Source organism: Aneurinibacillus danicus (assembly GCF_007991215.1).
In the GTDB taxonomy this organism is placed as follows: domain Bacteria; phylum Bacillota; class Bacilli; order Aneurinibacillales; family Aneurinibacillaceae; genus Aneurinibacillus; species Aneurinibacillus danicus.
Window position 1 is genome coordinate 1 of the sequence record NZ_BJXX01000052.1, and the last position, 13568, is coordinate 13568.

Here is a 13568-nt window from a genome sequence, read left to right on the forward strand (position 1 = left end):
TTTCCTCACAATTTTCACAGAAAAAAACAAGCAGATGCCTGCTTGTTTTTTTCTACTTGTCCACCAGCGTGTCAATCGTACCGTTGCTCGTCTGAATAACAGCCTTGCCGCGAACTTTAATCGCGGATGTATGCTCGGTGAACTGGGCGATCATAATCTCGCCCTTATCGAGTTTTTCAGAATGATGGAACCTTGTGGATTCACCGCGCGTCAATCCGATGACATTAACGCCATTCTCCAGTGCTTTGATGACAATAAATTCAGTCGACGTTCCGTTCATAAACGCTCCCCCTCTTTACTCTTCCCTAAGATGGCTACGGTTTTAACTATCGCGCAAAAAGGAAGCGCTGTCAACGTTTATCTATATAACCAAAAACTAATATACACGAGAGCAATGAGGAGTCCGATTGGCAAAAGCCACAACCAATACATTGTTTTCATCTTATTCACAGCGCATTCACCTCTGTTTTAACATGTGCGAAAGCGCTAGATTTTAAACACGTGCGCCGCCCACAAATACATGTGATTGACTTATTTTGTTCACAGATCACCCTTTGATTAAGCTGAATACTTCGGCACGTGAAGCAGGGTCCTGCGCAAAGATGCCGCGCACGGCTGAGGTTACTGTCTTGGACCCGGGCTTTTTGACACCGCGCATGGTCATGCACAGATGCTCTGCCTCCACGACCACCACAACACCATGCGGTTCAAGCGTCTCCATAATCGAATCGGCAACTGTTGAGGTAATTCGCTCCTGCAATTGAGGGCGTTTCGCTACCGCTTCTACGGCTCGAGCCAATTTGGATAGTCCCGTCACACGTCCGCCACGGGGAATATAGCCTACATGCGCTACGCCATAGAACGGCACCAAGTGATGCTCGCACATTGAATAAAACGGAATATCCTTGACGAGTACAAGCTCTTCGTGTTCTTCGCTAAACACGACCGAGAAATACTCTTTAGGGTCCTGTGAAAGACCCGTGAACACCTCTTCATACATACGGGCCACACGCGCCGGCGTATCGAGCAGACCTTCACGGCTCGGATTTTCACCTATCGCTTCTAGAATCATGCGTACCGCTTCTTCAATTTTTTTATGATTTACTTTCATAGCGAACCTCCGTAGCCCACAGGCAAAACTTTCGGACATAGATAGGAAAAAGAGCTGTACATTCGTACAGCTCCGTTTGCTTTGCCATAAATGGATAAATCAAGTCCAATGACGGTATGTACGCCACTATTGAATATCTTCCTTCAATGCTTTGCCCGGCTTGAAGGCAGGTACCTTGCTAGCAGCAATTTCGATTTCCTGGCCGGTTTGCGGGTTGCGGCCTTTGCGAGCAGCACGCTCACGCACCTCAAAGTTACCAAATCCGATCAATTGTACTTTGTCCCCGTTTTTCAAAGCTTCCGTAATCGCATCGAATACCGCTTCCACTGCTCTTGTTGCATCTTTCTTCGTAAGTTCGGTCGCTTCGGATACTTTCGTGATTAATTCTGTCTTATTCATGTCATTCACCTCCTCCCAAAGGGAGTTTTCTTGTTATACGTTGTTAACCAATTATAGGATAATTATACACAACTTAAGTATTTTTAAAGGTGGACAAGCTAATATTAATATAGAAAACGCTGTAATTCAAGGGATTTCACCCAATCTTCTCCTATTGTGTCCCCAGGCTTCCCTAAAAGAGAAAAGGCTTCTGCCTAATAAGGAGAAGCCGGTGTTCGTCTCGTTTACCTTATTCTTTTTCTGTCCCGTCTATAAGATAATCGCGATAAGTCCACCCGAACCCTCATTAATGATACGTTCCAGTGTCTCCTGCAGCTTGTAACGCGCGTTATCCGGCATCATGGACAGCTTGGCGGAAATGCCTTCATTTACAATCGAATTGAGCGAGCGGCCGAAAATATCCGAGTTCCAGATGCTTAGCGGGTTCTCTTCAAAATCCTGCATTAGATACCGCACCAGCTCCTCACTTTGCTTCTCCGTACCGATAATCGGCGCAAATTCGGATTCCACATCGACCCGAATCATATGAATCGACGGTGCCGTCGCTTTCAGACGAACACCGAAGCGCGATCCATGGCGGATAATCTCCGGCTCGTCGAGCTTCATCTCTTCGAGTGAAGGAGGAGCGATACCGTACCCGGTCTGACGTACCATATTGAGTGCACTTGAAATCTTATCATACTCCTTCTTTGCGAGACTGAACTCCTGCATAAGCTGGAGCAGATGATCCTTGCCGCGGATTTCTACGCCAACAATCTCCATAAGAATGCGGTCGTACAGCTCGTCATGGGCGTACAAATCGATTTCTGCCACTCCCTGGCCCATATTCATATCGGCCAGCGCAGCACGGTCGATGAATTCATATTCGCCGAAATAGCCAACCACACGATCCACGTCTCGCAGACGGCGGATGTCTTTCACCGTCTCCCGTACCGCTTCTTCGAAATTCTGGCGAAGCCAGTGGTCTTCGTGCAGTACCATCACCCAGGATGGAAGGTTGACATTAACTTCATGGACCGGGAACTCGAACAACACTTCGCGAAGGACGGCGAGTCCTTCCCGTTCATCCATTAAATCGACGCTCATCACAAGGACCGGCACATCGTATTTTTCCTCAAGAGCAGCGCGCAGAGCTACAGTTTCAGGACGACCCGGGTACAGGGAATTTACAATGATAACAAACGGTTTGCCCACTTCCTTCAATTCATTTATGACGCGCTCCTCTGCTTCTTCGTAACCGACGCGCGGAATTTCAGCAATCGTACCGTCCGAGGTGACAACCACGCCAAGCGTTGAGTGTTCCTGGATAACTTTGCGCGTGCCCAGCTCAGCGGCTTCTTCGAATGGAACCGGCTCATCATACCATGGTGTCGTTACCATGCGCGGACCGTTCTCGTCTTCATATCCCCGGGCACCTTCCACCGTATACCCTACACAATCGACAAGACGCACATTGATATCAAGTCCGTCGGTCACATGAATGGCAACCGCGTTGTTCGGCACGAACTTCGGTTCGGTCGTCATAATCGTTTTTCCTGCCGCGCTCTGCGGTAGTTCGTCCACGGCACGGACCCGCTCCGCTTCATACGGAATGTTGGGAATAACGATGGATTCCATAAAGCGTTTAATGAATGTTGATTTTCCGGTGCGAACAGGGCCGACCACGCCGATATAGATGTCTCCCCCCGTGCGCTCCGCAATGTCTTTGAAAATATCTACACGTTCCACCTGGATACCTCCTCGCGTTTCTTTCCCATCTACTTCTTGTACTATAAGGACACTACTCATCTTATGAGGGCGACGGAAAAAATAGACCTCGACTCGGCCTGAACGAGTACCACGAGAACGGTGCCGGGTCCCGCCATTATCGTCTGTGCACCCCACCCTGTCCTGCTTTGTACAAGATATGGTAAAGCGAGATAAGATATACCAGAATTATTTCAGGAAGAAAAGAAAAAGAAGTCATCATTCGCTCGGAGCAAGTTTTGGTTCTCCGTTGATAAGACGGTATGGAAACGATTTCACCGGCGCAAGTGGAGAGACATCGGCCAGTACATAACGAATATCTCCGGCCTGCTTCGGTTTTTCCGGCGCATTCTTCAATGCTAGCGCCAAATCAACGGAATAATCTACGCCCACTTGACCGCGCTCGTTGATAATGTAGGACATTGGCTGCCCGCTGAAATGGCTGAGGATCGACTCCTCGCCCGTGTGCAGTTTATCAAAATCAATCAAGTAATATCCGTCCCCCACTTTCGGACCAAGCGGAAACTCTTTTTTGTCGGCAAAATAACGGCTTACTTTCTCCTGCATGCTCTGAACGCCCTGGGATACGGTTAAATCGATCAAGCGAACTTCCGGCTTCGTCTCCGCATTCAGCAGGACGAACATGTAGTTTCCACCCGCTTCAAACGCAGCCCCGGGAATATACGGAATGTATTTTGGCACAATTTTTGAGAAATCGACCGGATACCGTTCGAATTCCGGCGTATCGGCGTCTTTCGTTACAATAGGCAGAACACCTGTTTCTTTCTGGTACTGATCTACTGCATCCTGTACCATCTTAATTTGCTGAACCGGCGGTGCCGCATTCTGCAGCATCTGAGCGCGCGGATACGCGCATCCGGAAAGCGCCAGCAAACACAGGGCCATAAGCCCCGTCATCCGTAACTTCCACTTCCTTACCATTCGCCTCTCTCCTGCCGCTGTTTTTCCAACTGGGTGCGCACAACGGACGCAAGCCGGCTTTCCGCAAGCTCCACTTGCGCTTCTCCCTGCACTCTTGCCTGACAGGCAAGCCGCATGCCGCATGCCAGATGCTCTTCGCCAATCATTCGCTTCTCTTTCTCCTGCGGAGGTGAAACAAAACTACCTGGAGTAACCCGCACTTTGCACATTGTGCAGGCCCCCTTGCCGCCGCAGCGCTGGGAGATGGCGATCCTTGCCCTGGATGCGGCTCGCAATATGGTTTCTCCGACACGGACCTGTATATGACGGTTCGCCGGCGCAAATGTAATTTTCACCATGGTAACATCCCCTGCTTCTTTATTGTTTTGCGGATAACAAGCATCGTTTTGGCCTACACTAAGCTTGATTCCATGCATACAAGGAGGCTTGAACATCATGCTAATGAGCCGCGAATGGATTAAGGTGGCGCTCGAAGGGACCTTCTTCTTCGGTATTGTGCTATTTACACCCGTATTCCTTCTCGCCAACACTGAAAATACGGCCGATGTCGTACTGTGGGCGGGAATTGGAATTGGCGTGTTGTACATTGTGCTCCTCATGCTTCACAAATACATCAAAGCCCGCAATACGGGACCGGGAACTAGAAAGTAATCAACACGGCCACCATAAGAAAAAACGCCACAATTAAGCTTGCATAGGCGACGGTAGACAGTGCGAATCTGAGCAGCCGCCGCTGCAGTTTACGCGCGAATACAATCGTAACGCTGGCAACAATCATCAAGCCGATTGCACTCAGCGCATAGAACATTAAATGCATGAGCACTCCCTCTTTGTCTGTAAAAATGATCCTGTAAATCGGATACTCACATTATAGCACAAACCGGGGACAATCGAACCTCTTACAGGACGAACGCATACTATAATGTTGACTATAGGATAAAGGGGGCGCAATCATGAACAGCCAGAAACGGCGAAGCCCGTATACGAAGAGATCCAGGCGCACGGCAGCGAGCGGGAAAAAGCGCAAAAAGGCCGCGCCCGTCGTTGCAAAAAAAGAAGCTGCAACGGCCATCGTGCCGGTTAAAAATAAAACGGACCTTCGGGCAGCTTCTGCCTTTATGAAAAATCTACCGTCCATTTTGACTAAATCTCCGGAAGAGATGCGCACATCCATTAATACTGTCAGAGAATGGTCAACCCAAATGCGCGGCACGATGGCCGAGATGGAGCAGACGCTCAGCACACTAACCAACCTTATTGGTATGTATGAGCGCTGGTCAAAGAGCAGTCAAAAGCGCGCGATGCTCAGGGCAGCAGAGCAGGGCAGCGGAGATACGGGAGAGAGGTCAGCACTCTCGTTTATCAAATCATTAAATAACGTCGATTTCCGCCAGATTATTTCCCTGCTGAACTCTCCGCTTGTGCAGGCATTATTGGAAATGGATGAAATTGCAACATCATCAGAGGAGGCCTGACCGTAGGGCCTCCTATTTTGCGGTACGAAGGAAAAGAGAGAAGAGAACGAGGGAATGATTTCAATGTGGAAAAAGGCGAATGCCTTTTTCTCCCCTGGATCTTATTTCCTCTTCCCTCTCCTTCTTTCCTCACAATTTTCACAGAAAAAGAAGGATAATGCCGGACAGCATTATCCCTCTTTTTTCCTTCTGTATCCTCGCGTCGTTTTCGAGAGCCCTTATTTTCGCGAATCATGCTATACTGTATGCTAATTTCAGCAAGCCTGTAACAGCGCGCCTCGCCTATTTCTCCAAGATTACAGTTTATTTTTCAGCAAGTTTGTCAACGTCTTCATATCTCCGCCCTGTACGTTATGTGTACGAATATACTTAATGATTTTTTCTTCCTTTTCCTTTGTTAAAGATACATTGGCGATCACGGCCAGCTGGCGAATCAGTTGAAGCAGCTTTTGATCATCATCCAGATCGCTTTTTTTCACGCCACCAGCCAGCTTTTCCAGCTTTGACGTGTCCACGTTTCTGCCCTGTAATTTATCAAGAAATTTTTTCGGGATGTTTACCATACCCTCCATCTCCCTCCTTTCATGATACAACAACAGTGTATGAGGAAGGGGAGGAAAAAGTGCGGCCTTCTGGCGTCATCGCCCATTTGTCCATCAATGATTATCAAAGTATTGAAGCGCCAACTCTTCTGTTTCGTGCCGGCGAACCCGTCCCATCAAATCGCTGACAGCGTCACGCGGTGCCTTTTGTCGGAATAGAAGCGCATGCAATTCCCGTGTAATCGGCATTTCTACACCAAGCTCACACGCTAACTGGTGGGCGGCTTTTGTCGTTTTAATCCCTTCTACGACCATGCCCATGCGCGCAACAATTTCGTCCGGTGCAAGCCCCTGAGCCAGCATCCTGCCCGCACGCCAATTGCGGCTGTGCTGACTGGTAGCCGTTACTACCAGGTCGCCCACCCCCGCAAGGCCGGTAAACGTCAGAGGATTGGCGCCAAGTTTAATCCCCAGGCGGCTGATTTCAGCCAGGCCACGCGTAAGCAGCGCAGCTTTTGCATTGTCTCCGAATTCAAGTCCATCGCTCACCCCGGCGCCCAGCGCGATAATATTTTTCAGCGCGCCGCCAATCTCTACACCGATGACGTCCGGATTGGTGTAGACCCGGAAACGGCTTGTAATGAACGCATCCTGTACTTCCTCAGCCACGCTCATTTTCTCGGCCGCAACTACAACAGTGGTCGGCGCTTTCATGCCGACTTCTTCGGCATGACTCGGCCCTGACAATACGGCAATCTGTTCATGAAACGAAGCAGAAACCTCTTCTTTGATCACTTCGCTCATCCGTTTAAGCGAATCGATTTCGAGTCCCTTTGCGGCATGCACAAGGATCGTATCTTTATGTAGATGCGGAGCAAGCGTACGGACAGTGTCCCTCATGGCATGGGAGGGAACAACGAGAACCACAAGCTCCTTGTCTCGTACTGCCCTCTCGAGCGATGTGTCCCCTTTGATACGTTCGGAAAGCGTAATACCGGGAAGGTACCGCTTATTCTCCCGTGTTTCGTTTATTTCCCGCGCAAGCTCTTCCCGTCTCGCCCAGAGTGAGACGTTTTCATGATTTTCCGCAAGCACTGTTGCCAGCGCAGTTCCCCAGCTCCCGGCTCCGATTACCGCAACGTTTCGCATTCTATCCATCCTCCCTACCGTTTCGACTGTCCAAGCTTCCGCTCCGTGCCCTGAAGCAGCCGTTTAATGTTTTCCGCATGGCGTATATAGCCAAGCGCCGCTATTATAAGCGTGCCTATAATATAGGCCAAAGAAGCCCCGGTAATAATGAGAATGACGGGAATCAACGTAAAAAAAACAAGCGAGCCAAGCGACACGTAGCGTGTTACTGCAATGACCGCAACGGTTACGACCACTGCAATCAGCGCCGGTACCGGTGTCAATGCCAGCAGCGTACCGATGGTAGTGGCAACCCCTTTACCGCCTCGAAATCCGAAAAATACCGGCCAATTATGCCCAAGAATTGCGGCAATACCGGAGAGTACGATCACCCAGTCGTTCCCTCCTGTTAACCAATGGGCTACCCCGACAGCGATAGCGCCTTTGGCCGCATCCAGAAGCAGCACCGCAATTCCCGGCCCTTTGCCAAGTACGCGCAGCGTGTTGGTCGCACCCGCATTGCCGCTTCCATGCTGCCGGATATCAATCTTTGCGATTTTTTTCGCGACAAGAATGCTGAAGCTAATCGACCCCAGCAAGTAAGACAGGATGATAACAACCGCTCCCATCCGGTCTCTCCCCTCTCCTTATTTATTCGGACTTGTTTCGCACGAGAATGCGAATCGGAGTCCCTTCCAGCGGAAAAGCTTCTCTAATTTTATTCTCTAAGTAGCGCTGGTAAGAAAAATGCATAAGCTCTGTATCATTGACAAACAAAACAAACGTCGGCGGTTTAACTGCAACCTGTGTCGCATAGTTGATGCGCAGGCGGCGACCTTTATCGCTCGGCGGTGGCGTCACCGTCGTTGCCTCGTGAATCAAATCGTTTAGCACCGGCGTCGCGATGCGCAGCGCATGCTGCTCTGCCACCTGGGCCACCTTTGGCAGAATCATTTGCACCCGCTGTTTCGTTTTGGCGGACACAAACAGAATCGGCGCATAAGAGAGATATTTAAATTCTTCGCGAATATCTGCAATGAATTTATTCATTGTGCGTTCATCTTTTTCTACCGCGTCCCACTTGTTGACGACAATGATAACACCCCGGCCCGCCTCATGCGCATAGCCGGCTACTTTCTTATCCTGCTCGATAACCCCCTCTTCACCATTGATAACGACCAGTACGACATCCGAGCGCTCCATGGCCCGCAGCGCCCGCATGACACTGTATTTCTCGGTCGACTCGTACACCTTGCCCCGTTTGCGCATCCCCGCCGTATCGATCAGCACATATTCCTGACCTTTGAACGTAAACGGCGTATCGATCGCATCACGAGTCGTGCCCGCAATGTCGCTTACGATAACGCGCTCTTCTCCGAGCAGCGCATTGACCAGCGACGATTTCCCTACATTCGGACGGCCGATAAGCGATACACGAATGACATCATCATCGTATTCATCATCATTATATTCCGGAAAATGCTTGATTACTTCATCCAGCAAATCGCCAATCCCTGTCGCATGCGCACCGGAAATCGGAAACGGATCACCCATGCCAAGCGAGTAAAATTCGTATACATCGTTTAAGCGCTGTGGATTGTCAATCTTGTTGACCGCAAGAATCACCGGCTTCTTCGAACGGAATAACATACGTGCTACGTCCTGGTCCTGATCGGTAATGCCGACGGTGCCGTCCACCACAAATATGATAACGTCCGCTTCATCTATCGCAAGCTCCGCCTGGTTGCGGATTGATTCAAGCAATTCATCATGATCATCAAAATCAATGCCGCCTGTATCAATTAAATGAAACGGTTTGCCGAGCCATTCCGCCTTGCTGTACAGACGATCTCTGGTTACACCCGGAACGTCTTCGACAATCGCCAATCGCTCTCCTACAATTCGATTGAATAGCGTCGACTTACCGACATTCGGACGGCCGACAATTGCTACTACAGGATTTGCCATAACATAACTTACCTCTCTTTTTCAATATCTCTACTATCATAGAATGAATTGTAAGGACAGGCAAGACAAACAAGGCGGAAGCGAGTCGCTTTCATTCAGGAGTGCTTCACGATAATCAGCGTGTCCGGAGTAATCTCATGGGCGATGCCGTCGAGAATTTTTTCAAGCGTAAAAGCAATTTGCTCCAATTCTTTTTCTTCGTCTGCATAAAAAACAGGGGCCCCTCCGCCGACCCGCTGTCGATTGATGGTGATGACCGCCAGAATGTATTTTTCTAATGAAACAGACATGGCTAACGTGTCCCCCTGGTCTGCTGATTGACGCTGGCTTCACGCGGCAGCCGAATGGCACTGTCCAGCACCGGCACCCGCTCTATTGTCTTAAGCACTTTACTCCTATCTTTCTCTTCCGGCAACAGGAAAATGCCTAACCTGCCGTTCTGCATATCACGTTTGATAAGCGGTACGAGGGCCGGCTCCCCCGAATCGCGATATACGCCGTGAATAGATGATACATCATGCAGAATGGCCTGACGCTGCCCGAGATTTGCAATGGTAACCAGACTATTGGGATTTTTCGGGGTTACCACGACGCCTATCCCATGTTCGCGAATTGCATCCCGATCAGATTGTAAGCCGATGTTCATAATATAGATATCATCGACGTACAGATTCGGGCCATCGAGAACAATATGTCCCTGTTTAATATCAGCGATTTGTCCGAGCACTTTGCCTGACATAAGCCACCTATTGACAGCAAACATGGCAATTCCGACTACAATCGCCCACCAGAAAGGGGCTCGAATAGCAACCAGTGTGACGATGAGTGAGGTGAGCATGACGAGATAATTGCGTCCTTCAAACACCTGGGCAATGCCTTCGATGTAAGAAACGCCGCGAGGAACAAGTTCCATGCTGTCGAGCTGCTGCAGCATATTCCGTTCCATATTCCGTACATCACGAAACTGTTGCGCCGCCAGGCCCAGGAACGTAACTGCTGTCCAATCCGGCTTCAAAATAGAAGGAATGACGACCGAGCCAATAAGCGCGGCAATGAAGCCAAGTGCAATATGAATAATCCGGCCATGGGGGTATGTGGGGTACTGTCGATAATCCGTACGAAGCATATACAGGCGGGCTGCTACGCCAAACATAACACCCATGACTACCGGGACGGTGTAGTTTCCCATCATTCATCGACTCCTTCTCACCAAAACTTTGCGTGCAAGTGCGCCGCTTGCATCTATACAGCGAAATACTGCGGCGTGCACCAAAAGACCTGTAAGCAGCGAAAAGACGAGCGCATCACGAAACGCAAATTCTCCCAGCGTAACAGCGTTAACAGATGAATAAACCAACACCTGCGTAACGATTTCCATCAGACACAGGCCAAGCCCCATGATGATCAATGCCTGGTCTGCCTGCCTGCTCATCACTACCGTGAGAACCACGGCAACGCCTGCAACAAGATAAACCTCATCCACAACGTGCAGTACAGGATCAAGCCTGATTATATAGCGGAGCAAGAATAGTGTAACGCCGGCCAACAATGCTGCCGCAAAACTGTAGTTCCGACTCTCTCGTTCCTGCCTGCCCCATAAGAAAAGGAAAAATACAATAGGAAGCAGAAACGTTCCCACACTTAGGGTTATATACGGACCGAATGGTATATACCAGCCGCTGGCCAGATAATGCGCAAAAAGCAAAGCATAGAATGTACGCAGTCGAATTTGTAAGCGGGAAAGTAAGCCGTCCAGTAAGCCCATCCACGCCAGTACGGCAATAAGCAGCAGACAAAAAGCCGATAAATATCCCGGATTCATAAGCACTATCTCCTTTTCGGTTTTTCTGTCAGTATTATTGCCGAAAAACCAGGCTGGCATAGCATATAAGTTTGCAAGATAGAAACGGGGAAGAGAACAAAGAAATGATTTCAATGAGGAAAAAGGCAGCCTCATAAAGCGAGAACTGCCTTTTTCTTTAGGAACGCTGCGCAAACACTTTGCAATTAATGCCCCGCTGCTCTGCCCAGTGATAGGTGTCTCCGGTAATGACAAGCGGGACTCGCTGCAGCGCGGCAATGGTCGGGGCACCAAGCGCAGTCATAATTACGCTCAACTCTTCATGCAGATTGTTCACGTACTCTATCGCTTCTTCCGTCCGTCCATCCACCGCATAGCGGAGAAAAACGCCTGCCATGCCGACGCAGGAGGCGCCCAGCGCCAGGCAGCGTGCAGTATCTAAGCCCGTCTGAATTCCGCCGGTCGCCATAATATCCGGACGCACCTCCAGTGTCGCAACTTCCAGCAGGCTTGCCGCCGTAGAGATGCCCCACTCGTTCAGCACGGCAAACGGCTGCGCGCGCCGCATGTTCTCAATCTGCGCAAAATTCGTTCCGCCACGTCCACCGATGTCAATTGCAGCCACTCCACAATCAGTCAACTTACACGCCGTTTCGCGCGATATGCCGAATCCGACTTCCTTGACAATCACCGGCACGTCCACCGCCTGAACAATCGCTTCAATACGCCGGAGCGCCCCGCTGAAATCCCGCTCTCCCTCCGGCATGATTAGCTCCTGCATCACATTCAAATGAATCTGTAGCCCATCCGCTTCAATCATCTCTACAGCACGACGAGCCATTTCTGGCGTCGCCTCTGCGCCCAGATTGCCGAACAGAATACCATGAGGATGCTCCCGGCGAGCTATCCGGTATGTCTCGACAAGCGACGAATCCCGAATCGCCGCCATCTGTGAGCCGACCGCCAGCGCAAGACCCGTCTCGCGTGCAATGATTCCTAACGATTGATTAATACTATATGTTTCGCTTGCCCCGCCTGTCATCGCATTTACAACAATCGGCGAACTCAATGCGAGTCCGCCGATACAAGTGCTCATATCCGTTTGTTCCATTGCGAGATCGGGCAAGCAATTGTGCACAAACTTCACATCCGACAGTCCGTGTGTGCCGGACTGTCCGGTTGTTAGCGCGTGCTCTACATGTTCGCGTTTTCGTGAAGTCCTCGACATTACGACCTCTCTATTATCAAATTAGGATTTAAACTTTTTGAGCAGATCGCCCATGCGATCGCCGATCGTTACGCCCATACCGACGTTGTTCTCATCCGCCTGGTATGCCGCAACTTCTTTCTTCGTTTCCTGCTTCTGCTTTTCATCCTGTACTTCACGAATGCTCAAGCTCATGCGCTCTTCTCCCGGATTGAAATCCAGAATCTTCACATTCACTTCTTCGCCTTCTTTCAACACTTCATCCGGTGTGCCGATGTGGCGATTGGCGATTTGAGAAATGTGAACAAGGCCTTCTACACCCGGAGCCACTTCGACAAACGCACCGAAGCTAACCAGGCGCTTCACTGTACCTTTCACAACATCACCGATTTTGAAATTATCTGCCGCCTGCTCCCACGGTCCGGCCAGCGTCGCTTTAATGCTCAAACTAATGCGTTCGTTCGCTTTGTCAACCTTCAGGACCTTCACGTTGACTTTATCGCCTTCCTTCAGAACGTCAGACGGCTTATCAACATGGGTCCAGGCAATCTCAGAAATGTGTACCAGGCCATCTACGCCGCCCACATCAACAAACGCGCCAAAATCAGTCAGACGCTGTACCGTGCCTTCGATGACCGCGCCCGGTTCCAAATTTTCAAGCACCGCTTGCTTTTGTTTGTTCGCTTCTTCTTCGAGTACGGCGCGATGAGAAAGAATCACTTTGTTCTTTTCTTTGTCGAGTTCAATTACTTTTACGGAAAGCGTTCTTCCTTTGTAGTCAGAGAAATCTTCCACAAAATGGCGCTCTACATGCGAAGCAGGAATGAAACCACGTACGCCGAGGTCAACCACAAGGCCGCCCTTTACGCTGTCAGCAATCACTGCATCGAAAACTTCGCCCGATTCGAACTTGCCCTGCAGTTCGTCCCACGCTTTTTCCGCATCGACCGCACGCTTGGAGACGATCATCTCGTCCTTCTCTTGATCAAGACGGATAACCTTTACCTGGATCTCCTGGCCTTCGGAAAGAACATCGGCTACTTTTTCGATATGAAGACTCGACACTTCGCTGATCGGAAGGATGCCCTCATACTTATAGCCCACATCAATCAAGGCTTGTTTCTCGTCTACACGGGAAACGGTGCCGGTTAACACCTGGTTAACCTCAACCCCTTCCAAACCCTGTTGACCATTCAATTCATTTTGATTTTCCTCTACCATAGACCATACCTCCTTGAAATAAAAGCCA

18 protein-coding genes are annotated in these 13568 nt (G+C 49.9%); 2 read left to right on the plus strand and 16 right to left on the minus strand.

Annotated features, from left to right (window positions below; translation table 11 throughout):
* Positions 1–52 precede the first annotated feature (52 nt).
* The 6 genes from mtrB to ADA01nite_RS05890 all read right to left on the minus strand — a co-directional run bounded on the left by mtrB (position 53) and on the right by ADA01nite_RS05890 (position 4536).
* Positions 53–280 (minus strand): trp RNA-binding attenuation protein MtrB, encoded by a 228-nt coding sequence (mtrB, locus tag ADA01nite_RS05865; protein WP_146809028.1) that lies wholly within the window; start codon positions 278–280, stop codon positions 53–55.
* 267 nt (positions 281–547) lie between these two features.
* Positions 548–1111 carry a GTP cyclohydrolase I FolE gene (gene folE / locus ADA01nite_RS05870; RefSeq protein WP_146809029.1) on the minus strand — a complete coding sequence of 188 codons (564 nt, stop codon included), beginning with the start codon at positions 1109–1111 and terminating at the stop codon, positions 548–550.
* A 126-nt stretch (positions 1112–1237) separates the two neighbouring features.
* Positions 1238–1510: a non-specific DNA-binding protein Hbs gene (hbs, locus tag ADA01nite_RS05875; RefSeq protein WP_146809030.1), complete on the minus strand. Its 273-nt coding sequence runs from the start codon at positions 1508–1510 to the stop codon at positions 1238–1240.
* A 249-nt stretch (positions 1511–1759) separates the two neighbouring features.
* Complete coding sequence (gene spoIVA / locus ADA01nite_RS05880) at positions 1760–3238, minus strand: stage IV sporulation protein A (RefSeq protein WP_146809031.1); 1479 nt, start codon at positions 3236–3238, stop codon at positions 1760–1762.
* A 237-nt stretch (positions 3239–3475) separates the two neighbouring features.
* Positions 3476–4198, minus strand: coding sequence for a YphF family lipoprotein (locus tag ADA01nite_RS05885; protein ID WP_146809032.1), 723 nt, complete (start codon positions 4196–4198; stop codon positions 3476–3478).
* Positions 4192–4536 carry a 2Fe-2S iron-sulfur cluster-binding protein gene (locus tag ADA01nite_RS05890; protein ID WP_146809033.1) on the minus strand — a complete coding sequence of 115 codons (345 nt, stop codon included), beginning with the start codon at positions 4534–4536 and terminating at the stop codon, positions 4192–4194. The genes ADA01nite_RS05885 and ADA01nite_RS05890 overlap by 7 nt, the downstream gene beginning before the upstream one ends.
* Before the next feature lie 97 nt (positions 4537–4633).
* Between ADA01nite_RS05890 and ADA01nite_RS05895 the strand changes: the two genes are divergently transcribed.
* The gene (locus tag ADA01nite_RS05895) at positions 4634–4849 is read left to right on the plus strand and encodes a hypothetical protein (protein ID WP_146809034.1); all 216 of its coding nucleotides are present in this window, start codon (positions 4634–4636) and stop codon (positions 4847–4849) included.
* Here the strand turns inward: ADA01nite_RS05895 and ADA01nite_RS05900 are convergent.
* Positions 4839–5015, minus strand: coding sequence for a DUF2768 family protein (locus ADA01nite_RS05900; RefSeq protein ID WP_146809035.1), 177 nt, complete (start codon positions 5013–5015; stop codon positions 4839–4841). The genes ADA01nite_RS05895 and ADA01nite_RS05900 overlap by 11 nt on opposite strands.
* Before the next feature lie 136 nt (positions 5016–5151).
* Here ADA01nite_RS05900 and ADA01nite_RS05905 point away from each other — a divergent pair, with 136 nt between their 5' ends.
* Positions 5152–5673, plus strand: a complete 522-nt coding sequence (locus ADA01nite_RS05905; RefSeq protein ID WP_146809036.1) for a hypothetical protein — start codon at positions 5152–5154, stop codon at positions 5671–5673.
* 296 nt (positions 5674–5969) lie between these two features.
* Here ADA01nite_RS05905 and ADA01nite_RS05910 read toward each other — a convergent pair whose 3' ends face one another.
* The 9 genes from ADA01nite_RS05910 to rpsA all read right to left on the minus strand — a co-directional run bounded on the left by ADA01nite_RS05910 (position 5970) and on the right by rpsA (position 13540).
* The gene (locus ADA01nite_RS05910; RefSeq protein WP_170230159.1) at positions 5970–6236 is read right to left on the minus strand and encodes a stage VI sporulation protein F; all 267 of its coding nucleotides are present in this window, start codon (positions 6234–6236) and stop codon (positions 5970–5972) included.
* 93 nt (positions 6237–6329) lie between these two features.
* Positions 6330–7373 (minus strand): NAD(P)H-dependent glycerol-3-phosphate dehydrogenase, encoded by a 1044-nt coding sequence (locus ADA01nite_RS05915; RefSeq protein ID WP_371863540.1) that lies wholly within the window; start codon positions 7371–7373, stop codon positions 6330–6332.
* A gap of 5 nt (positions 7374–7378) precedes the next feature.
* Complete coding sequence (gene plsY / locus ADA01nite_RS05920; RefSeq protein ID WP_146809039.1) at positions 7379–7972, minus strand: glycerol-3-phosphate 1-O-acyltransferase PlsY; 594 nt, start codon at positions 7970–7972, stop codon at positions 7379–7381.
* Between the two features lie 22 nt (positions 7973–7994).
* Positions 7995–9311, minus strand: coding sequence for a ribosome biogenesis GTPase Der (gene der / locus ADA01nite_RS05925; protein ID WP_146809040.1), 1317 nt, complete (start codon positions 9309–9311; stop codon positions 7995–7997).
* Positions 9312–9406: 95 nt separating this feature from the next.
* On the minus strand, positions 9407–9601 hold the full coding sequence (locus ADA01nite_RS05930; protein ID WP_146809041.1) for a capping complex subunit for YIEGIA: 195 nt from the start codon (positions 9599–9601) through the stop codon (positions 9407–9409).
* 2 nt (positions 9602–9603) lie between these two features.
* Entirely contained in the window at positions 9604–10500 is an 897-nt protein-coding gene (locus tag ADA01nite_RS05935) for a YIEGIA family protein (protein WP_146809091.1), read from the minus strand.
* Positions 10501–10503: 3 nt separating this feature from the next.
* A complete protein-coding gene (locus tag ADA01nite_RS05940; protein WP_146809042.1) occupies positions 10504–11133 on the minus strand; it encodes a YphA family membrane protein in 630 nt (209 codons plus the stop codon).
* Between the two features lie 157 nt (positions 11134–11290).
* Positions 11291–12340, minus strand: a complete 1050-nt coding sequence (gene fni / locus ADA01nite_RS05945) for a type 2 isopentenyl-diphosphate Delta-isomerase (protein WP_146809043.1) — start codon at positions 12338–12340, stop codon at positions 11291–11293.
* A gap of 21 nt (positions 12341–12361) precedes the next feature.
* On the minus strand, positions 12362–13540 hold the full coding sequence (rpsA, locus tag ADA01nite_RS05950) for a 30S ribosomal protein S1 (protein WP_146809044.1): 1179 nt from the start codon (positions 13538–13540) through the stop codon (positions 12362–12364).
* Positions 13541–13568 lie beyond the last annotated feature (28 nt).